This is a genomic window from Bacillus sp. HMSC036E02, assembly GCF_001836235.1.
In the GTDB taxonomy this organism is placed as follows: Bacteria; Bacillota; Bacilli; order Bacillales; family Bacillaceae_G; genus Bacillus_A; species Bacillus_A cereus.
Window position 1 is genome coordinate 1 of record NZ_KV827829.1, and the last position, 20,395, is coordinate 20,395.

A 20,395-nucleotide genomic window follows, 5' to 3' on the forward strand; every position below is an offset into this window, starting at 1 on the left:
GGGTTCAACAGGTCCAACGGGAGCGACAGGAATAACAGGAGCAACAGGTCCAACAGGTTCAACAGGTTCAACGGGTTCAACGGGTTCAACAGGTCCAACGGGAGCGACAGGTTCAACAGGCCCAACAGGAGCGATAGGTTCAACAGGCCCAACGGGAGCGACAGGCGACACAGGTCCAACGGGAGCAACGGGTCCAACAGGAGCGACAGGAATAACAGGAGCGACAGGAATAACAGGAGCGACGGGAATAACAGGAGCAACGGGTTCAACAGGTCCAACGGGAGCGACAGGTTCAACAGGCCCAACAGGAGCGACAGGTACAAGTATCACGGCGACATATGCATTTGCAAATAATACGTCGGGAACAGCGATATCTGTAGTTCTTGGTGGAACGAATGTCCCGCTTCCAAATAATCAAAACATCGGTCCAGGAATTACTGTTTCTGGTGGAAACACAGTATTTACGGTTGCAAATGCTGGTAATTATTATATTTCATATACAATTAATATAACGGCTTCATTATTAGTCAGTTCACGGATTACAATTAATGGAGGGGCACTTGCTGGGACGATTAATGCTCCTGCGGTAGCAACCACATCATTTAGTGCAACAATCATTACAACTCTTGCAGCAGGAGATGCTATTAGCTTGCAATTATTTGGTTTGTTAGCTGTCGCAACATTATCAACAACTACTCCAGGAGCAGTGTTAACGATAATAAGATTAAGTTAAACTATAACTCTCTTACTCTTTTAAGATTAAGAGAGTTTCTACATATAATAAGAAGTTAATGAAGTAAAGCATAGTTATACAAAAGTCAGAATATTATGATTGTAACGCTATGGTGACTATAATATAATGAAAATAACCATCATGAATGAACATTCATTTATTTTTATGTATTTGAAGGGGGAATGAAGGTGGAAAAACCATGGTTGAAAAGTTATCCAGAGGAAATTCCGAGTACGATTTCTTATGATATTCAGCCGCTTCATAGATATGTAGAACAGATGGCTTCTCGCTACCCAGAAAAGAAAGCGCTTCACTTTTTAGGGAAGGATATTACGTTTTCGGACTTCCATGATAAGGTGAAGAGGTTTGCAAATTATCTTCAAAAGCTCGGTGTGGAAAAGGGTGATCGAGTTGCTATTATGTTGCCGAATTGTCCGCAAGCTGTAATTGGTTATTATGGTACATTACTTGCGGGAGGTATCGTAGTACAAACAAATCCACTGTATACAGAGAGAGAATTAGAATATCAGCTTCATGACTCGGGAGCAAAAGTAATTCTTTGTCTCGATTTAGTGTTTCCAAGAGTAACGAATGTTCAATCTGCTACAAAAATTGAGCATATTATCGTAACTCGTATTGCAGACTTTTTACCATTCCCTAAAAATCTATTGTATCCATTTGTGCAGAAAAAACAGTCGAATTTAGTTGTGAAAGTATCAGAGAGTGAAACGATTCATCTTTGGAATTCAGTAGAAAAAGAAGTGAATACGAATGTTGAGGTGCCTTGTGATCCTGAAAATGATCTAGCCCTTTTACAGTACACAGGAGGAACAACCGGATTTCCGAAAGGAGTTATGTTAACGCATAAAAACCTCGTCTCTAACACGTTAATGGGAGTTCAATGGTTATATAATTGCAAAGAAGGAGAAGAAGTCGTTCTTGGGGTTCTTCCATTTTTCCATGTTTATGGTATGACAGCTGTTATGAATTTAAGTATTATGCAAGGATACAAAATGGTCCTTATTCCAAAGTTTGATATGAAAATGGTTTTTGAAGCGATTAAGAAGCATAAAGTGACATTGTTTCCAGGGGCACCAACTATTTATATCGCTCTTTTAAATAGTCCGCTTTTAAAAGAATACGATATTTCTTCTATTCGTGCTTGTATTAGTGGATCAGCACCACTGCCAGTAGAAGTACAGGAAAAGTTCGAAACAGTTACAGGTGGTAAACTAGTAGAGGGATATGGTTTAACAGAATCCTCTCCAGTTACACATAGTAATTTTTTATGGGAAAAGCGAGTGCCAGGTAGCATTGGAGTTCCGTGGCCAGATACAGAAGCGATCATTATGTCACTTGAGACTGGTGAGGCATTACCGCCAGGAGAAATAGGGGAAATTGTAGTGAAAGGTCCTCAAATTATGAAAGGATACTGGAATAAGCCAGAGGAAACAGCGGCTGTATTGCAAGATGGCTGGCTCCATACAGGTGATGTTGGCTACATGGATGAAGATGGATTTTTCTATGTAAAAGATCGCAAGAAAGATATGATTGTCGCGAGTGGATTTAATGTGTATCCTCGTGAAGTTGAAGAAGTATTATATGAGCATGAAAAAGTGCAAGAAGTAGTGACAATTGGAGTTCCAGATCCGTACCGAGGAGAGACAGTTAAAGCATTTGTTGTGTTAAAAGAAGGTACGGAGTGCTCTGAGGAAGAATTAAATCAGTTTGCACGTAAATATTTAGCGGCTTATAAAGTGCCGAAAGTATATGAGTTTAGAGATGAATTGCCAAAAACGACAGTAGGGAAAATTTTACGCCGTGTTCTAATAGATGAAGAGAAGAGAAAGAATGAGGATGAGCAAACGGGCTAAGGCCCTTTCTTTTTGAAAAAATAGGATTGACACTTTTCTAAATAGTCAGTATTATAAGAATATGAATGACTATTCATTCAGTCATCTTCTTGAAGGGGACAGTAAAGTGAAGAAAAATAGACCGAAATACAATCAAATTATTGATGCGGCAGTCATTGTGATTGCGGAGAATGGGTACCACCAAGCGCAAGTTTCTAAAATCGCAAAGCAAGCTGGGGTAGCTGATGGCACGATTTATTTATATTTTAAAAATAAAGAAGATATATTAATATCCTTATTCCAAGAGAAGATGGGAGAATTTGTCGAAACAATTCGTCAAAAAACAGCAGGAATTGAAAGCGCTGTATCGAAGTTATTCATGTTGGTAGAAACGCACTTCTTGCTGTTGTCGCAAAATGATCCTCTTGCTATCGTTACGCAATTAGAGCTAAGGCAGTCCAATCAAGACTTGCGCCTTAAAATAAATGAAGTATTAAAAGGCTACTTACAAGTTATGGATGAGATTTTAGAGACTGGTATAAAACAAGGTGAATTTCAAGCAGATTTAAATGTTCGCGTGGCAAGACAAATGATCTTTGGAACAGTAGATGAAGTTGTGACCAATTGGGTAATGAGCGATCATAAGTATGATCTGGTCGCACTTTCAAAAACGGTACACGGGCTACTTATTGCAGCTTGTGGTTATCGTCAATAATGGGAGGGATCATGTTGAAATTCCTATCTGTAAGAGTTGAAGATCATATCGCGGTGGCGACATTAAATCACGCACCAGCGAATGCGATGTCTTCACAAGTTATGCATGATGTTACTGAATTAATTGATCAAGTGGAAAAGGATGATAACATTCGTGTTGTTGTTATTCATGGTGAAGGACGTTTCTTCTCAGCGGGAGCAGATATTAAAGAATTTACATCTGTTACTGAAGCGAAGCAAGCAACAGAATTAGCACAGCTTGGACAAGTTACGTTTGAGCGTGTTGAAAAATGTTCAAAACCAGTTATTGCGGCAATTCATGGAGCGGCACTGGGCGGCGGCCTTGAGTTTGCTATGTCTTGCCACATGCGCTTTGCAACTGAAAGTGCAAAACTTGGTTTACCTGAATTAACACTTGGATTAATTCCTGGCTTTGCAGGTACACAGCGCTTACCACGTTATGTTGGGAAAGCGAAAGCTTGTGAAATGATGTTAACAAGTACACCAATTACTGGTGCAGAAGCATTAAAGTGGGGACTTGTTAACGGATTGTTCTCTGAAGAATCTCTTTTAGATGATACGCTTAAAGTTGCAAAACAAATTGCTGGAAAAAGTCCAGCAACAACTCGTGCTGTACTAGAGTTATTGCAAACGACAAAATCGTCTCATTACTATGAAGGTGTACAACGTGAATCACAGATTTTTGGTGAAGTATTTACGAGTGAAGATGGAAGAGAAGGTGTAGCTGCATTTTTAGAAAAGCGTAAACCTTCATTTAGTGGCAGGTAGTTCAATTATTTTTTTAATATAAATTAACAGAAAATTAAAATTGATAGAATCTTTCTGAAAAACAAGGGGGTAAATGGAATGAACATCTACGTACTCATGAAACGAACATTTGATACAGAAGAAAAAATCGTAATTAAAAACGGTGCAATTTACGATGGCGAAGCGGAATTCATCATCAACCCTTACGATGAATATGCAATTGAAGAAGCAATTCAAGTAAGAGACGCACAAGGTGGAGAAGTTACAGTTGTAACAGTCGGTGGCGAAGATAGTGAGAAAGAACTTCGTACTGCATTAGCAATGGGCTGTGATAAAGCCGTATTAATTAATATTGAAGATGATGTAGAAAATGGTGACCAGTTCACGACAGCAAAAGTGCTTGCTGAATATTTAAAAGATAAAGATGCAGATTTAATTTTAGGCGGAAACGTTGCAATTGATGGTGCATCTGGACAAGTAGGACCACGCGTAGCTGAAGCGTTAAATATTCCATATGTAACGACAATTACAAAACTTGAAATTGACGGTACAAATGTGAAGATTGAGCGTGATGTTGAAGGTGATACAGAAGTGATTGCAACTTCATTACCAGTTTTAGTAACAGCACAGCAAGGTTTAAATGAACCGCGTTATCCATCGCTTCCAGGTATTATGAAAGCGAAGAAAAAGCCGCTAGAAGAATTAGAATTAGATGATTTAGATTTAGAAGAAGATGATGTGGAAGCAAAGACAAAAACAATTGAAATCTATTTGCCTCCTAAGAAAGATGCAGGAAAAGTGTTACAAGGCGAGCTGCAAGATCAAGTAAAAGAACTTGTATCGTTGCTCCATACAGAAGCGAAAGTAATCTAATAAAATACGAAATTATATATGCAGGAGGGAAAATCTATGGCTCGTAAAGTATTAGTAATGGGTGAAGTTCGTGATGGATCGCTACGTAACGTTTCTTTTGAAGCGGTAGCAGCAGCAAAAACAATTGCAGAAGGCGGTGAAGTAGTAGGTCTTCTAATTGGAGACAGCGTTGCCTCTTTTGCAAATGAATTGATTCATTACGGTGCAGATCGCGTTGTGACAGTTGAAAATGATAAATTAAAATCATATACATCTGATGGTTATGCACAAGCGTTTTTAGCTGTACATGCTGAAGAAAATCCAGAAGGTATTGTCTTTGGACATACAGCACTTGGTAAAGATTTATCACCAAAATTAGCAGCGAAGCTTGAAGCTGGTTTAGTTTCTGACGTAACTGCTTTAGAGGTTGAAGGTGGAAATGTTATCTTCACTCGTCCAATTTACTCTGGTAAAGCATTCGAGAAGAAGATTGTAACAGACGGCATCTTATTTGTGACAGTGCGTCCAAATAACATTGCAACTCTGGAAAAAGATGAGTCTCGCAGCGGTGACGTATCTTCTATTACAGTTGATGTGAAAGATTTACGTACAATCATTCAAGATGTTGTCCGTAAAACAGCAGAAGGTGTGGATCTTTCTGAAGCAAAAGTTATTATCGCTGGCGGACGCGGTGTGAAGAGTGAAGAAGGCTTTAAACCATTAAAAGAGTTAGCTGACGTACTAGGCGGCGCTGTTGGGGCATCTCGTGGTGCTTGTGACGCTGAATACTGTGATTACTCATTACAAATTGGTCAAACTGGTAAAGTTGTTACGCCAGACTTATACATTGCATGTGGTATTTCTGGTGCGATTCAGCATTTAGCAGGTATGTCTAACTCAAAAATAATCGTTGCGATTAATAAAGATCCAGAAGCAAGTATCTTTAAAGTAGCTGACTACGGTATTGTCGGTGACTTATTCGAAGTTGTACCTCTTTTAACAGAAGAGTTTAAAAAGTTAAAAGTACATTCATGATTTAAGTACCCTTGAGTTCCAAGTGAAGTACCCCTATATATAGAAAAAGGTGAGAGATCCCCTGTCTCTCATCTTTTTAGTATTTAATCCGTATTTTTATATAGTATAAAGGAACATTTTTTTGTTACAATACATAACGATACATATTATTCGCCACGTATATAAGTTAATGATATACTCTTGGTAGAATATACTTGAAGGAGGAAATAAAATGGCAATTGTAAACGCAAATGACCAAAGCTTCGCAGCAGAAACTAGCGAAGGTGTTGTATTATTAGATTTCTGGGCACCTTGGTGTGGACCTTGTAAAATGATCGCTCCTGTATTAGAGGAAATTGATGCAGAACTAGGCGAAAAAGTAAAAGTAGTAAAAGTAGACGTTGATGAAAACCAAGAAACTGCTCGTCAATTCGAAGTAATGAGCATTCCAGCTCTTTTCGTATTAAAAGACGGTAAAGTAGTTGATCAAGCGTTAGGTTACAAACCGAAAGAAGCGTTAGTAGAATTAGTTTCTAAACACTTCTAAAATAAAAAAAGCTACCATTTGGTAGCTTTTTTTATTTTCTTTTTTACAGTCTTTCCGTTACAATAAAAGAACGTATGTTGGGTGTTTGGGCATAGTATGTTTTCAAGGGAAAATAAAAATGCTAAGTATGTAGAAATGGAGGGAGACGAGTGCACGAACATTTGAAAGAGAAGTTGGCTATTTTACCAGATCAACCTGGTTGTTATTTGATGAAAGATAAGCAAGGAACGGTTATATATGTCGGAAAGGCAAAAGTGCTTAAAAATCGTGTGCGCTCGTACTTTACTGGTTCACATGATGGGAAAACACTGCGGCTTGTAGGAGAAATTGTTGATTTTGAATATATTGTAACCTCTTCGAATTTAGAAGCACTTATTTTAGAGTTAAATCTAATTAAAAAATATGATCCGAAATATAATATTCAATTAAAAGATGATAAAACATATCCTTTTATTAAAATTACGGCGGAGAAGCAACCTCGCTTACTCATTACTCGAAACGTAAAAAAAGATAAAGGGAAATATTTTGGTCCTTATCCAAATGCACAATCTGCTCATGAAACGAAAAAACTGCTAGATCGTATGTATCCACTTCGGAAATGCACGAATATGCCAGATAAAGTTTGTTTGTATTATCATATGGGTCAATGTTTAGCACCTTGTGTGAAAGAAGTGACGGAAGAACAAAATAAAGAAATTGTAGATGAAATTATTAAGTTTTTAAATGGTGGACATAAAGAAGTTCGTTCAGAACTAGAAATAAAAATGTATGAGGCCTCAGAGAAACTAGAGTTTGAACGTGCAAAAGAGTTGCGTGATCAAATTGCTCATATTGATGCGATTATGGAAAAACAAAAGATGATTATGAGTGACTTAGTGGATCGTGATGTGTTTGGATATGCAGTGGATAAAGGATGGATGTGTGTTCAAGTTTTCTTCGTTCGAAAAGGAAAGCTAATTGAACGTGATGTTTCTATGTTTCCAATTTACGATGAACCAGAAGAGGGTTTTTTAACGTTTATCGGCCAATTTTATGAAAACAGTAGTCATTTTAAGCCGAAGGAGATTGTCGTTCCAGGAAGTATAGACTCGGAATTAGTAGAGCGCTTTTTAGAAGTGGAAGCGACGCAGCCGAAACGTGGTAAGAAAAAAGACCTTGTAGAATTGGCAAATAAAAATGCGAAGATTGCTCTTGAAGAGAAGTTTTACTTAATTGAACGTGATGAAGAACGAACGATTAAAGCGGTAGATCATTTAGGGAAGCAGCTTGGGATTGAAACGCCATATCGTATTGAAGCGTTTGATAACTCAAATATTCAAGGAACAAATCCCGTTTCTGCAATGATTGCTTTTATCGATGGGAAACCGGCGAAGAAAGAGTATCGAAAATATAAAATTAAAACGGTTCAAGGACCAGATGATTATGAGTCTATGAGAGAAGTTGTGAGGCGCCGTTATACAAGGGCGCTTAAAGAAAATTCACCTTTACCTGATTTGATTATTATTGATGGAGGAAAAGGCCATCTAGCGGCTGCAAGTGATATTTTAGAGAATGAGCTCGGATTATATATTCCGATGGCAGGTCTTGTAAAAGATGATAAACATAAAACCTCCCATTTAATTATTGGGGATCCACCGGAACCTGTGATGCTTGAGAGAAATAGCCAAGAATTTTATTTATTGCAGCGTATTCAAGATGAGGTGCATCGATTTGCGATTACATTCCATCGTCAATTACATGGGAAATCTGTCATTCAATCAGCATTGGATGATATTCCAGGAATCGGTGATAAACGGAAAAAGGTATTGTTAAAACATTTTGGTTCATTAAAGAAGATGAAAGAAGCTTCTATAGAGGAATTTGTCGAAGCGGGTATGCCGAAAAATGTCGCGGAGACGATTTATACGTATTTAACAGATAAGAAGACGTTGTAGTTTACAACGTCTTCTGTTTTTTGGTATAATTTCTGAAGATTTAAAATAAACTCATCTGAATGAAAATACAAAAAAGTCAACTAAACTGATATGTCTAGTTGACTGTAGGTAATGCTTACACTTCAATGAGATCTTTTATATCCCATTTTACAAGAAATGTAATAGAGTCAGAACGTTTTTTCTTTTCTTCGTATGACTCTGCAACGACGTTCCGTTGCTTTTGGATTTGTTCAGCGATGAATCCGGCTTCTAGTTGATAAGAAGAATGTCGTTTTTGTTTTTGACGTTCTGCGATGAGTGTGCCTTTAAGTTGGAACTGCATTTCACGACGCTTATGTTCAACAATGCTTAAAGTGCCCCAGCCAGCCTTTTCAAAGAACTGAATGACTTCTTCAATTGTTTCTAGCGGATATTTTCTTGCAAGGTTTCTACCAGACCAGTATAAAATACCATCTAAATCGTTGCCGATTAAATCAGGTAGTAATTCTTCACGTAGCAATTCATAAGCGAAGGCGTTCAATGAAACATCTTCTAAAGATGTTGTATCGATTGTATTTTTACTCACAATATTCCCCTCTTTCTATAGGGATTATTATATAACATTTCACATTTATAAAAACAGATTTTTCTTTAGGAAAATCTGAATATATAAGAAGAAAAAAAGAATTGGCAAATTATATGCAAATTATGTATACGTTTTCTTGACGCTTCGACAAAAATAGGAGTAAAATGAACTTGGTATCAAATTATGCTGAAATATTTCGAATAATTTTTTCAGTTTTTCTTATGCCAATAGTGAAAAAACATTATTGTCATAAACTAATCTGAAAACAGCAGTCAAACATTCAAGGGGGGTAATGGGGACATGAAAGGCCGCGAGTATACGTTTCGTAAGTGGCACTCATTAATGGGGGTCATCCCGGTTGGTGTCTTTTTGACGCAACATTTAATTGTAAACAACTTTGCAACACGAGGAGCAGAGGCTTTTAACAAAGCTGCAGGCTTTATGGAGCTCCTTCCATTCCGGTATGCGCTAGAAATTTTCATCATCTTTTTACCGATACTGTACCATGCTATATATGGCTTATATATTGCATTTACAGCTAAGAACAATGCGGTTTCTTACGGTTATTTCCGTAACTGGATGTTCGTTTTCCAAAGAATTTCAGGTATCGTTACGCTGATCTTCATTTCTTGGCATGTCTGGGAAACTCGTATTCAAGCAATGTTAGGTAAAGAGGTAAACTATGATATGATGGCAGATATTTTAAATAATCCAGCTATGTTTGCATTCTACTTAGTTGGTGTTGTTTCAACAATTTTCCACTTTGCAAATGGACTATGGACATTCTGCATCAGCTGGGGAATTACAGTATCTCCACGTTCACAAAGAATCTCTACTTATGTAACATTAGCTATTTTCTTAGGTTTATCTTATGTAGGTGTGAGTGCATTATTAGCGTTCATCGATCCACAGCTAGCAAACCAGTAAGGAGTGGGAGAGCATGAAAGGGAAACTTATAGTAGTCGGCGGTGGCTTGGCTGGCTTAATGGCAACGATTAAAGCGGCAGAAGCAGGAGTAAATGTTGAACTGTTTTCTTTAGTACCAGTAAAACGTTCACATTCTGTATGTGCTCAGGGCGGAATTAACGGTGCCGTAAATACGAAAGGTGAAGGGGATTCTCCATGGATCCACTTTGACGATACAATTTATGGTGGGGACTTCTTAGCGAACCAACCACCAGTTAAAGCAATGTGTGAAGCAGCACCTGGTATCATTCATTTAATGGACCGTATGGGTGTTATGTTCAACCGTACGGAAGAAGGACTTCTTGATTTCCGTCGATTTGGTGGAACGCAACATCACCGTACAGCATTTGCTGGTGCAACAACTGGACAGCAATTACTTTACGCATTAGATGAACAAGTACGTCGTCACGAAGTAGCAGGACTTGTAACGAAATATGAAGGTTGGGATTTCTTACGAGCTGTTGTTGATGATGAAGGTGTGTGCCGAGGAATCGTTGCACAAGACTTACAAACTATGGAGATTAGAAGTTTCGGAGCAGATGCCGTAATTATGGCAACAGGGGGCCCTGGTATCATTTTCGGAAAATCAACAAACTCCATTATCAATACAGGTACAGCAGCTTCTGCTGTATATCAACAAGGCGCATATTATGCAAACGGTGAGTTCATTCAAATTCACCCAACGGCAATTCCTGGAGACGATAAATTACGTCTTATGAGTGAATCTGCACGTGGTGAAGGTGGACGTGTTTGGACATATAAAGATGGTAAACCATGGTACTTCTTAGAAGAAAAATATCCGGCTTACGGAAACCTTGTACCTCGTGACATCGCGACGCGTGAAATCTTTGATGTTTGCGTAGAGCAAAAACTAGGTATTAACGGTGAAAACATGGTGTACTTAGATCTTTCTCATAAAGATCCAAAAGAACTAGATATTAAACTAGGTGGAATTATTGAAATCTATGAGAAATTTACAGGGGATGATCCTCGTAAACTACCGATGAAAATCTTCCCAGCTGTTCACTATTCAATGGGCGGACTATGGGTTGATTATAAACAGATGACAAATATTCCAGGTTTATTTGCAGCAGGTGAGTGTGATTATTCTATGCACGGTGGTAACCGTCTTGGTGCGAACTCACTATTATCAGCAATTTATGGTGGTATGGTAGCAGGACCAAACGCAATTGAATATATGAAAGGTCTTTCTAAGTCATCTGATGCTGTTTCATCTACTGTATATGAGCAAAATGAATTAATCGAAACAGAGAAATTTAACAATATTTTAACGATGGATGGTAACGAAAATGCGTATGTTCTTCATAAAGAGCTTGGAGAATGGATGACAGATAACGTTACAGTAGTTCGTGAAAATAAAAAATTATTAGAAACAGATGCGAAAATTGAAGAATTAATGGCTCGTTACAAACGTATTAACATTAACGATACAGCAAGATGGAGTAACCAAGGTGCTTCATTTACACGCCAACTTGCAAATATGTTTGAGTTAGCACGTGTTATTACAATTGGCGCATATAACCGTAATGAGAGCCGTGGGGCGCATTACAAACCTGAATTCCCAAATCGTGATGATGCAAACTTCTTAAAAACTACGATGGCAAAATTTGAGGGAGAAGGAAATGCACCAGCATTCCATTACGAAGACGTTGATATTTCATTAATTAAACCGCGTAAACGTGATTATTCTTCAAAACACGATGTAGCTGCTAAGGGTGAAGAGAAGGGGGATAAACAACATGTCTGAGAAAACAATCCGCCTCATCATTACGAGACAAGACGGGCCAGATGCGCAAGCGTTTGACCAAGAGTTTGAAATTCCATATCGTCCGAATATGAATATTATCTCAGCACTTATGGAAATCCGTCGTAATCCCGTTGATTCAAAAGGGAACCAAACAACTCCGATTGCATGGGATATGAACTGCTTAGAGGAAGTATGTGGTGCATGTTCGATGGTGATTAACGGAAAACCACGTCAATCATGTACGGCACTTATCGATCAATTAGAGCAACCAATTCGCTTAAAACCGATGAAGACATTCCCGGTTGTACGTGACTTGCAAGTTGATCGTAGTCGCATGTTTAATGCTCTAAAACGCGTTAAAGCGTGGATTCCAATTGATGGTACGTATGACCTAGGTCCAGGACCAAGAATGCCTGAGAAAAAGCGTCAATGGGCTTATGAGCTTTCAAAATGCATGACATGTGGTGTTTGCTTAGAATCATGTCCAAACGTAAACAGTAAGTCTGACTTTATTGGACCAGCACCGTTATCACAAGCTCGCTTATTCAACTCACATCCAACGGGTGAAATGCATAAAGCAGATCGCTTACGTGCAATTATGGGAGATGGAGGACTAGCAAACTGTGGTAACTCGCAAAACTGTGTGCAATCATGTCCGAAGGGAATTCCTTTAACAACTTCAATTGCGGCATTAAACCGTGATACAACAATTCAATCGTTCAAAGATTTCTTTGGTAGCGATAATAACTATTAATAAATATTGCCTCTTCATATCGAAGAGGCAATATTTATAACTATATTTTTCTGTTTATTCTGTTTATTCTGTTTATTCTGTTTATTTTAAGGTGAAAAGGAGAGATAACAATGAAGAGGATTTCTTATATTGAAGACTTTGAGCAATGGGAAAGTGGTTTTTCGTTTTACAACCCTGTAAAGGTTCGTTTTGGTGAAGTAGATATGTTTGGACATGTAAATAATGTCGTTGCTTTTACTTATTTTGAAGAAGCTCGTATTGCGTTGTTTAAAGAACTTGGATTTATGCAAGAGTGGACACATGCATCATCAGAAACGATGATCGTTGTTGCGGATTTACAATGTAATTTTATTAAGCAAATATATTTTGATGAACAGTTGAAGGTGTATGTAAAAGCAGGGTCGGTTGGGAATTCTTCTTTAGATTTACATTATATGGTGAAGAATGAAGCAGGAGAGGTTTGTTTAGTAGGTCGTGGAATGATGGTTCAAGCGTCGAAAAAAACAGGAAGAGGCGAACCATGGCCTGAAGAATGGAAGAAGAAATTACTACAATAATAGAGTGAAAGAAAAATAAGAGAGCAATTTGCTCTCTTATTTTTTGTCTTCCATCGCTTCTTCTAATGTTAAGTGATGTTTATATAGGTATGTAGCGTATGGATTACCAACGTAGCGTAAGTGCCATGGTTCATATGCATATTCTGTTGTATCTGTTTTATCTTCTAAGTAACGAATGACAAAGCCGAATTCATGAGCGTGTTCTGCGACCCATTTTCCTTCTGCTGTCTCCCCGAAGATAGGCTCTAATTGAAATTTAGCTGATTTTGAACTAATATCCATTGCTAAACCCGTTTGGTGTTCACTTGTACCAGGAATTGCGCTTACCGAATTAGCTTCGGCTTTTCCTTGGCGTCTAACGTATGTATCATGCAACGATTTTTGGCGTTTGTATGAACGATAACCAGATACAGCTGTAAGATCAAGCCCTTCTTTTTTCGCAGCTTTAAACATGTTTTCAAGTGCCTCTGCAGCATCTTTTCGCAGCAATGTTTTTTCTTTATCTTTTGGACTAATAAATGGTACATTTGGTCTCGTTAAGTCTTCAGGAATGTATCCATCTGGTAGTTTTCGATGTTTATTAATTAAGACAAGATTAGATTTGGGATTTGTTACAACTGAAAAGTCATTGTCTATTTTCTTTGCATTATGATCAGCTTTTGGAAAAGCAGGAATCTCTTCTTTTTTATGGTTATTATGCTTTTGACTTTCGACAGCTTTTGCTTCATTATGTAGTGGTGTTTTAGAACCAAAATAAGCGAAAGATGTGATCCCGATTACAATAGTAGTGGCAGAAATAATTATTATCTTTTTCATGATGCCTTGTAATCACAGTCCCTTCTTCATAAAATGTGTATTGTTTTTTTTTTTTTTATTATAAATCTAGTTTGTTGGAAAAGGAATATAAGAGTCATAACGTAATAGAAATGCAAAGAAAATGTCAGAAAATGTGTGAATTTGTAGTATTTTTTTATATAATTCATTTCTTATCTTTCATGATTTGCATTTTTTATGTAATATATATACATAAGAAGATGTAGCGATTATCGAGAATAAAGAACTTCTTGTATAGACTAGGAGTGAATGGGAATGGATTTTGCAACAATTATTGGACTTATTTTAGGATTTGTAGCAGTGGTAGTAGGGATGGTCGTCAAGGGCGCTGACATAACAGCCTTATTAAATCCTGCCGCAGCATTAATTATTTTTATCGGTACATTTGCTGCAGTATGTATTGCATTTCCGATGAATCAACTAAAAAGGGTTCCAAAACTATTTAAAGTTCTTTTTGGTTCAAATAAAAAGGATTTAAGTTATGAACAGTTGCTAGAATTATTTGTTCATTGGACATCTGAAAGTAGAAAATACGGTATTTTGTCTTTAGAGCAACAATTAGACAAAATTCAAGATGAATTTCTTTTGCGCGGTATGAAATTTGTGATTGATGGCGTATCCGCAGAAGATTTGGAGCAGATTTTGGAATCTGAATTAGAGGCAATTGAAGAAAGACATGCAAAGGGAGCTGCTATTTTTTCACAAGCTGGTACGTATGCACCGACATTAGGAGTTTTAGGTGCTGTTATCGGTCTTGTAGCTGCGCTTGGTAACTTAACTGATATTGAAAAGTTAGGTCATGCTATTTCGGGTGCGTTTATTGCAACGATTTTTGGTATTTTTTCAGGTTATGTATTATGGCATCCATTTGCAAATAAGTTAAAGCAAAAATCTTCAGCTGAAATTGAGAAAAAACGTTTAATCATTGATTGTTTATTAATGTTACAAGAAGGTACATATCCGTTTATTATGAAGAACCGCATTTTAGGTGCACTTTCTGCAACTGAGCGTAAAAAGCTAGAAAAAGGAGCAGAAAAAAATGCGGAGTAAGAAAAATAGAAGAGGCAAAAAGAAAAAACATGATGAGCATATCGATGAAACATGGTTAATCCCATATTCTGATATGTTAACGTTGTTATTTGCATTGTTTATCGTTTTATTCGCAATGAGTAGTATAGATGCTGCGAAGTTTAAACAGATGGCAGTTGCTTTTCGAAGTGAATTAGCTGGGGGAACAGGTAACAAAGAATTTTTAAGTGATCAAAAGCCAAATGATGAAAAAGAATTATCAGCAAGTAGCCTTGAGGCAGAACAAACAAAAAAACAAGAAGAAGCTAGAGCTAAAGAAAAAAAAGAGATGGATGAATTGAAAGCATTACAAAAAAAGATTGATCAATATATTAATGAAAAACAATTATCCTCTTCTTTTCAAACTAAATTAACTGAAAAGGGATTAATGGTGACAATATTAGAAAATATACTGTTTGATTCGGGGAAAGCAGATGTGAAATTAGAATCTTTAGGGATTGCAAAAGAGATGTCTAGCTTACTTGTTTCAGCGTCACCTCGTGAAATTACAGTATCGGGTCATACGGATAATGTCCCTATTGCCAATGCGCAGTTTGCGTCGAATTGGGAATTAAGTACGCAGCGGGCAGTTAATTTTATGCAAGTATTACTGCAAAATAAAGAATTACAACCAGAAAAATTTAGTGCGATTGGATACGGAGAATACCGTTCAATTGCTCCAAACGATACACAAGAAGGAAAGGCAAAGAATAGACGTGTGGAAGTATTTATCTTGCCTTTAACAGAGAAAGTAAAATAAAAGAGGATGGCGAATGCCATCCTCTTTTATTTTACTTCAAATGATTTTAAGTTGTCGCGACGGATTTTATCTTTTTCTGCATCTGATTTTTTGAAATCATAATCATATAAAGCGCCTTCCCAATCGCCATACATTGGATTCGGGAAAATAATGAATTTCTCACCAAATTGTGCTTTTGAATCTGCTACTGTTTGGTTACGATCTTTTACAGATTTTCCATCAAAACCTGTGAAATCAGATAAGTTATCACCGAAGAATAAGACAATATCATGAGTTTGAGAAACGAGTTCACGGCGTTTCTCTTTTCCTTTTTCTTTCGGATCTTGTAGTAATATATGTTCTTTCGTTGCTTGAGGAGCACCTACACGCTCAAGATTTTTAATTGTCGCATCTAGTTGATTCGTTTTACGATTTGAGATGTAGTAAATATCTACACCTTTAGACTCTGTATATTTTAAGAAATCAATTGCGCCTGGAAGGGCTTCAGCCTCAGCTTTGTTAATCCAATCATCCCATTTGTAAGGATAGCCTTTGCCTGTTTTTACGCTCATTGCTTGATGAGGACTGTTATCTAAAACAGTTTCGTCTAAATCAAGCACGATAGCAGGTTTTTTCTCTGTCCCTTTTGCAAGAATTGCATCAAGCTTTAATTGACCAATGTTGTACCCTTGGTAGTAAAGTGCTTTCGTTTCACCGGCTGTTTGATACCATAAATCAGCCATTAATTGTTGTTCTGTTAATTTTACTTTCTCTTCTTTTGCCACTGTTTTCTCTGGTGTTCCTGAACATGCTACAAGTGATGTAGATAGAACCGCTACAGATAATAAAGTGGTAATGCCCCTCTTCATCTTCATATGTATCCTCCTTGATGTTAGAAAATCATTTTATATTATATATTAAAATATAATATTTTTATATGAACATTTGCATATTGTCTTTTGTATATATAGTAGTATGTCCTATATTAGAAAGATGAGCAAAATAATAATAGTTGTTTTGACAATTTTTATTGTCGTAATGACAATTATAATTGACAAAAAGAACTTTGTTATTTACAATTTTAACTAAATAGAACAAATGATGGATTAATGACGATGTTTACATATAAGAGGATGAAGCGCGGTGCTATATTTTGTCTTGAATAAACATAGTCTTTGAAAGAGAGTACGAATGATACTAAAGGGGAGGCTTTATACTTGAGTTTACAAATTCAAAACTTAACGAAACAATTTGGGGAATCAAAAGCAGTTAACGGTTTGCAAATTTCGTTACCAAAAGGTGAAGTACTAGGGTTACTTGGACGAAATGGTGCAGGGAAAACAACAACAATCAAAATGCTTCTCGGATTATTAACGCCTAATGAAGGTTCGATTACATGGGATGGAAAAGCATTTGGAAATAGTGGTGTAACAATTGGGTATTTACCAGAAGAAAGAGGTTTATATACAAAAAGTAGAGTAATAGATCAGCTGCGATATTTTGGTAGATTAGAAGGAATGTCGAAGAAAGAAGTGGATCACGCTATTGATCACTGGTTAGAGCGTTTAGCGATACCAGAATATAAATTTAAAACGGCTGGAGAGCTTTCAAAAGGGAATCAGCAAAAAATCCAATTAATTGCTGCTCTTCTTCATAATCCGGAACTTCTCATTTTAGATGAACCATTCAGCGGCCTCGATCCAGTTAATGCTGGGATGTTAGCTAGTATTATTGAAGAACAAGTACAGAGCGGAAAGACGATTATTTTATCAAGTCATCGTATGGAACAAGTAGAGGCTTTTTGCCAACATGTATGTATTTTGAAAAAAGGTGAAGCAGTCGTAAAAGGACAGCTAAGTGATATTAAGAAAGAATACGGTTTCCGTAATTTAACGATTGAAGATACAGTAGAGAATGAAAAGGGATTAGAAGCTATACATGTATCGTATGAAAAACAACAAGGCCTTCTTTATGTGAAAGTACAAGACGATGCGGAAGCTCTCAAGATTTTGCAACAGTTGCAAGAGCAAGGTGTTAGCTTACGACAATTCAAAATGTTAGAGCCGACGTTAAACGAAATCTTTGTAGAGAGGGCGAAATAACGATGCGTAAATTTTCTCACGTATTTTCATTTTATTTTAGGGAAGCATTTTTATCTAAAAAATCATTAATTACGAGTGCGATTTTATTTTTAGTTGTGTTTGGGATTTTTGCATTTAATCATTTTACTTCAGGCGATGATAAAAATAAGGATAAAGATAAAATTGCAGTTGTAGTAGAGAGTTCCACATATAAAGTACAAAAAGATGAGCTAAATAAGCTATTGCCATCAGCAAAAATAACAATTGGTTCAAAGGATGATTTTGATAAACTGCATAAGCAAGTAGAAGAAGGCGATTTAGATGGTCTATTCCATGTGACGGAAAAGGATGGGGCTCCATCGATTACATATATGTATAATGGATTTCCAAGCCAAGCAACTTCTGCAATTATGGCAGGATATTTAAAGCAACAATATACGATGGTGACGATTGCCAAAAATAATGTTTCAACAGAAATTGCACAGCAATTACAAACAGAAATTCAAGTAAAGCAAGAAGCGATAAAAGATCGTACATCTTCTTTCGGAATTGCCTATTTCTTTACATTTGCTTTATATATGTTTATTGTAGCGTTCGGAAATACAATCGCAATGAATATTGCATCTGAAAAGGCGTCACGTGTAATGGAAGTAATGCTTCCGAAAGTGAAGCCTCTTACGATGATGTATGCGAAAATTTTAGCGGTTGTTTCAACGGCGTTATTGCAACTTGTCATATTGGCGTGTGGTTATCTTATTCCATATTTGTTAGGTTGGATCGATTTAGAAAGTGCCTCACTATTTGGTATTCCAATTGACTTTACGAAATTAGATGCAAAGGTTATCAGCATGTTTCTTGTTTATTTCATTACGGGATATTTACTTTATGCGATGATGTATGCTGCTGCTGGAGCTGTCGTGTCTAAGACGGAGGATTTACAAGCTGTATCTTTCCCGGTAATGATTTTAATTATGGCTGCATTCTTTATTAGTATTAAATCATTAAGTGATCCGAATAGTACTATCGTCGTTGTAAGTTCTTACATTCCATTCTTTACACCGATGGTTACCTTCTCACGTATTGTAGCTGGTGAAGCAGGTATGCTAGAAATTACGATAACATTAGCAGTCTTATTGGCGACAATTGCGGTATTAAATGCTGTTACAAGCCGCATTTACGTAAACGGCGTAATGAATTACTCAGATAAAGTGAAATTTAAAGATTTAGCGAAATTTATAAAGCGTCAATAATGAGAGAAAAGCATGATTTCCTATTGAAATCATGCTTTTTCTTTATGTATAAATTAAAAATAGTATATAATGATAAGAGTCGTCTTTTAATAGAATGAATAAAAAGGAGGGTGTGCAGATGGGGATTAGTAGTCGTTTTACAGTAGGTGTTCATATGCTGACATTACTTGCGATAGATCGAAACTCTCGCTGTACCTCTGAATGGATTGCCGGTAGTGTGAATACAAATCCAGTTGTGATTCGTCGCATTACAGGAATGTTGAAGAGAGCAGGACTTGTTGATGTACAAGCTGGTAAAGGTGGTACGACACTTGCTCGAGATTTAGAAGAAATTACATTACTTGATGTATATAAAGCAGTGGAAGTTGTAGAAGAAGGACAGCTATTTTCCTTCCATGAAAATCCCAACATTGAATGTCCAGTAGGAGCTAATATTCAATCAGTATTAGAAATTATTTTAATGCAAGCGCAAGAAGCGATGGAAAACGTACTTGCAAATGTAACGGTAGATCAATTAGTTACAAATTTAAAGTCTAAAATGAAAGAATAAAAAAAGCGAGCTTCCTCATAATGAGGGCTCGCCTTTTTTTATTCAGAAATATTGAAAATTCTATTTTTCAGTATTTAAAATGAATTTACCTACGATAGCTGCGAAGATACCACCAAGAATTGGTGCTACGATGAATACCCATAGTTGAGAAAGTGCTTCTCCACCAACAAATAAAGCTGGTGCGATACTACGAGCTGGGTTAACAGATGTTCCAGTTAACGGAATTCCTAATAAGTGAATTAAAACTAATGTGAAACCAATTACTAGTCCAGCTAAAGAAGAACTTCCTTTTTTACCTGTTACAGCAACGATAACTAAAATAAATACGAAAGTTAAAATGAACTCAACTAAAAATGCTCCAGATAAACCAAGAGTTCCGAAACCATTTTGTCCTAAATTATCTAAAGGTGTTTTAGCAGATTTTAAAATTGTTACTAACGTTGCAGTTCCTAATAAACCACCTAAAATTTGAGCTAATACATAATAACAAAGTTCCATAGCGTTCATTCGTTTGTTGATGAACATAGCTACTGATACTGCTGGGTTAATATGACATCCAGAAATTGTTCCGATGCTATATGCCATAGCTACAATAGATAAGCCGAAAGCCATGGCGATTCCTAATGTTCCAATTCCTTCAATTCCGCCGCCAGTTACAGCCACTCCAGTTCCGAATAATACAAGTACAAATGTACCAATAAATTCAGCGATTGCTTTTTTTAACATAATTTACCTCCTATTAATGCGCATGAAACGTATTATAACATAAGTTTTAGTATAAGCAGCCAATGAAATACTATTCTGATAAGGCGAAATAGGGGGACAATAAAAAAGAGTATGGTTCATCT

General features: G+C 36.8%; 21 protein-coding genes. 17 read left to right on the forward strand and 4 right to left on the reverse strand.

Translation table 11 applies throughout. The features are described 5' to 3' along the window. The 8 genes from HMPREF2590_RS08935 to uvrC all read left to right on the forward strand — a co-directional run. A partial coding sequence (locus HMPREF2590_RS08935) for a collagen-like protein (protein WP_141763529.1) occupies positions 1-733 on the forward strand: 733 nt, incomplete at its 5' end. A gap of 188 nt (positions 734-921) precedes the next feature. Continuing rightward, complete coding sequence (locus HMPREF2590_RS08940; RefSeq protein ID WP_003310958.1) at positions 922-2,607, forward strand: long-chain-fatty-acid--CoA ligase; 1,686 nt, start codon at positions 922-924, stop codon at positions 2,605-2,607. Between the two features lie 106 nt (positions 2,608-2,713). After that, the gene (locus tag HMPREF2590_RS08945) at positions 2,714-3,301 is read left to right on the forward strand and encodes a TetR/AcrR family transcriptional regulator (RefSeq protein ID WP_000742223.1); all 588 of its coding nucleotides are present in this window, start codon (positions 2,714-2,716) and stop codon (positions 3,299-3,301) included. Positions 3,302-3,312: 11 nt separating this feature from the next. Continuing rightward, complete coding sequence (locus HMPREF2590_RS08950) at positions 3,313-4,089, forward strand: enoyl-CoA hydratase (RefSeq protein WP_000911292.1); 777 nt, start codon at positions 3,313-3,315, stop codon at positions 4,087-4,089. 78 nt (positions 4,090-4,167) lie between these two features. Further along, on the forward strand, positions 4,168-4,941 hold the full coding sequence (etfB, locus tag HMPREF2590_RS08955; RefSeq protein WP_001029028.1) for an electron transfer flavoprotein subunit beta: 774 nt from the start codon (positions 4,168-4,170) through the stop codon (positions 4,939-4,941). Positions 4,942-4,977: 36 nt separating this feature from the next. Beyond that, positions 4,978-5,955 carry an electron transfer flavoprotein subunit alpha gene (etfA, locus tag HMPREF2590_RS08960; RefSeq protein WP_000101947.1) on the forward strand — a complete coding sequence of 326 codons (978 nt, stop codon included), beginning with the start codon at positions 4,978-4,980 and terminating at the stop codon, positions 5,953-5,955. 211 nt (positions 5,956-6,166) lie between these two features. Next, positions 6,167-6,481, forward strand: a complete 315-nt coding sequence (gene trxA / locus HMPREF2590_RS08965; RefSeq protein WP_001018943.1) for a thioredoxin — start codon at positions 6,167-6,169, stop codon at positions 6,479-6,481. 149 nt (positions 6,482-6,630) lie between these two features. Continuing rightward, the gene (uvrC, locus tag HMPREF2590_RS08970) at positions 6,631-8,415 is read left to right on the forward strand and encodes an excinuclease ABC subunit C (protein ID WP_000544296.1); all 1,785 of its coding nucleotides are present in this window, start codon (positions 6,631-6,633) and stop codon (positions 8,413-8,415) included. 115 nt (positions 8,416-8,530) lie between these two features. On the opposite strand, the gene HMPREF2590_RS08975 is transcribed toward uvrC, so the two are convergent. Continuing rightward, a complete protein-coding gene (locus HMPREF2590_RS08975; RefSeq protein ID WP_000042226.1) occupies positions 8,531-8,980 on the reverse strand; it encodes a YslB family protein in 450 nt (149 codons plus the stop codon). Positions 8,981-9,280: 300 nt separating this feature from the next. On the opposite strand from HMPREF2590_RS08975, the gene sdhC reads away from it, so the two are divergent. The 4 genes from sdhC to HMPREF2590_RS08995 all read left to right on the forward strand — a co-directional run bounded on the left by sdhC (position 9,281) and on the right by HMPREF2590_RS08995 (position 13,025). Continuing rightward, complete coding sequence (sdhC, locus tag HMPREF2590_RS08980) at positions 9,281-9,907, forward strand: succinate dehydrogenase cytochrome B558 (protein ID WP_000678354.1); 627 nt, start codon at positions 9,281-9,283, stop codon at positions 9,905-9,907. A 13-nt stretch (positions 9,908-9,920) separates the two neighbouring features. Then, complete coding sequence (sdhA, locus tag HMPREF2590_RS08985) at positions 9,921-11,714, forward strand: succinate dehydrogenase flavoprotein subunit (RefSeq protein ID WP_000676750.1); 1,794 nt, start codon at positions 9,921-9,923, stop codon at positions 11,712-11,714. Then, entirely contained in the window at positions 11,707-12,468 is a 762-nt protein-coding gene (sdhB, locus tag HMPREF2590_RS08990) for a succinate dehydrogenase iron-sulfur subunit (RefSeq protein ID WP_001291827.1), read from the forward strand. The genes sdhA and sdhB overlap by 8 nt, the downstream gene beginning before the upstream one ends. 110 nt (positions 12,469-12,578) lie before the next feature. Beyond that, a complete protein-coding gene (locus HMPREF2590_RS08995) occupies positions 12,579-13,025 on the forward strand; it encodes an acyl-CoA thioesterase (protein ID WP_000822736.1) in 447 nt (148 codons plus the stop codon). Positions 13,026-13,061: 36 nt separating this feature from the next. Here the strand turns inward: HMPREF2590_RS08995 and HMPREF2590_RS09000 are convergent, their stop codons facing one another. After that, on the reverse strand, positions 13,062-13,841 hold the full coding sequence (locus HMPREF2590_RS09000) for a M15 family metallopeptidase (protein WP_000720201.1): 780 nt from the start codon (positions 13,839-13,841) through the stop codon (positions 13,062-13,064). 273 nt (positions 13,842-14,114) lie between these two features. On the opposite strand from HMPREF2590_RS09000, the gene motA reads away from it, so the two are divergent. Together motA and motB are read left to right on the forward strand one after the other, a co-directional pair. Next, positions 14,115-14,909 (forward strand): flagellar motor stator protein MotA, encoded by a 795-nt coding sequence (motA, locus tag HMPREF2590_RS09005; RefSeq protein WP_000344853.1) that lies wholly within the window; start codon positions 14,115-14,117, stop codon positions 14,907-14,909. Further along, positions 14,899-15,687: a flagellar motor protein MotB gene (motB, locus tag HMPREF2590_RS09010; RefSeq protein ID WP_001256735.1), complete on the forward strand. Its 789-nt coding sequence runs from the start codon at positions 14,899-14,901 to the stop codon at positions 15,685-15,687. The genes motA and motB overlap by 11 nt, the downstream gene beginning before the upstream one ends. Positions 15,688-15,713: 26 nt before the next feature. On the opposite strand, the gene HMPREF2590_RS09015 is transcribed toward motB, so the two are convergent. Continuing rightward, the gene (locus HMPREF2590_RS09015; RefSeq protein WP_000782768.1) at positions 15,714-16,541 is read right to left on the reverse strand and encodes a 5'-nucleotidase, lipoprotein e(P4) family; all 828 of its coding nucleotides are present in this window, start codon (positions 16,539-16,541) and stop codon (positions 15,714-15,716) included. A gap of 342 nt (positions 16,542-16,883) precedes the next feature. Between HMPREF2590_RS09015 and HMPREF2590_RS09020 the strand changes: the two genes are divergently transcribed. The 3 genes from HMPREF2590_RS09020 (at position 16,884) to HMPREF2590_RS09030 (ending at position 19,547) form a co-directional block, all read left to right on the forward strand. Next, entirely contained in the window at positions 16,884-17,768 is an 885-nt protein-coding gene (locus HMPREF2590_RS09020) for an ABC transporter ATP-binding protein (protein WP_000058117.1), read from the forward strand. A 2-nt stretch (positions 17,769-17,770) separates the two neighbouring features. Further along, positions 17,771-18,997, forward strand: coding sequence for an ABC transporter permease (locus HMPREF2590_RS09025; RefSeq protein WP_050822112.1), 1,227 nt, complete (start codon positions 17,771-17,773; stop codon positions 18,995-18,997). A gap of 118 nt (positions 18,998-19,115) precedes the next feature. After that, positions 19,116-19,547: an Rrf2 family transcriptional regulator gene (locus HMPREF2590_RS09030; protein WP_000512998.1), complete on the forward strand. Its 432-nt coding sequence runs from the start codon at positions 19,116-19,118 to the stop codon at positions 19,545-19,547. Between the two features lie 60 nt (positions 19,548-19,607). Here HMPREF2590_RS09030 and HMPREF2590_RS09035 read toward each other — a convergent pair whose 3' ends face one another. Then, positions 19,608-20,273, reverse strand: coding sequence for an aquaporin (locus HMPREF2590_RS09035; RefSeq protein WP_000913213.1), 666 nt, complete (start codon positions 20,271-20,273; stop codon positions 19,608-19,610). Positions 20,274-20,395: the final 122 nt, after the last annotated feature.

Coding starts and splice junctions, on each gene's coding strand:
- HMPREF2590_RS08950 (WP_000911292.1), top strand. CDS start 3,313: ATGTTGAAATTCCTATCTGTAAGAGTTGAAGATCATATCGCGGTGGCG.
- etfB (WP_001029028.1), top strand. CDS start 4,168: ATGAACATCTACGTACTCATGAAACGAACATTTGATACAGAAGAAAAA.
- etfA (WP_000101947.1), top strand. CDS start 4,978: ATGGCTCGTAAAGTATTAGTAATGGGTGAAGTTCGTGATGGATCGCTA.
- trxA (WP_001018943.1), top strand. CDS start 6,167: ATGGCAATTGTAAACGCAAATGACCAAAGCTTCGCAGCAGAAACTAGC.
- sdhC (WP_000678354.1), top strand. CDS start 9,281: ATGAAAGGCCGCGAGTATACGTTTCGTAAGTGGCACTCATTAATGGGG.
- sdhA (WP_000676750.1), top strand. CDS start 9,921: ATGAAAGGGAAACTTATAGTAGTCGGCGGTGGCTTGGCTGGCTTAATG.
- sdhB (WP_001291827.1), top strand. CDS start 11,707: ATGTCTGAGAAAACAATCCGCCTCATCATTACGAGACAAGACGGGCCA.
- HMPREF2590_RS08995 (WP_000822736.1), top strand. CDS start 12,579: ATGAAGAGGATTTCTTATATTGAAGACTTTGAGCAATGGGAAAGTGGT.
- HMPREF2590_RS09000 (WP_000720201.1), bottom strand. CDS start 13,841: ATGAAAAAGATAATAATTATTTCTGCCACTACTATTGTAATCGGGATC.
- motA (WP_000344853.1), top strand. CDS start 14,115: ATGGATTTTGCAACAATTATTGGACTTATTTTAGGATTTGTAGCAGTG.
- motB (WP_001256735.1), top strand. CDS start 14,899: ATGCGGAGTAAGAAAAATAGAAGAGGCAAAAAGAAAAAACATGATGAG.
- HMPREF2590_RS09015 (WP_000782768.1), bottom strand. CDS start 16,541: ATGAAGATGAAGAGGGGCATTACCACTTTATTATCTGTAGCGGTTCTA.
- HMPREF2590_RS09025 (WP_050822112.1), top strand. CDS start 17,771: ATGCGTAAATTTTCTCACGTATTTTCATTTTATTTTAGGGAAGCATTT.
- HMPREF2590_RS09030 (WP_000512998.1), top strand. CDS start 19,116: ATGGGGATTAGTAGTCGTTTTACAGTAGGTGTTCATATGCTGACATTA.
- HMPREF2590_RS09035 (WP_000913213.1), bottom strand. CDS start 20,273: ATGTTAAAAAAAGCAATCGCTGAATTTATTGGTACATTTGTACTTGTA.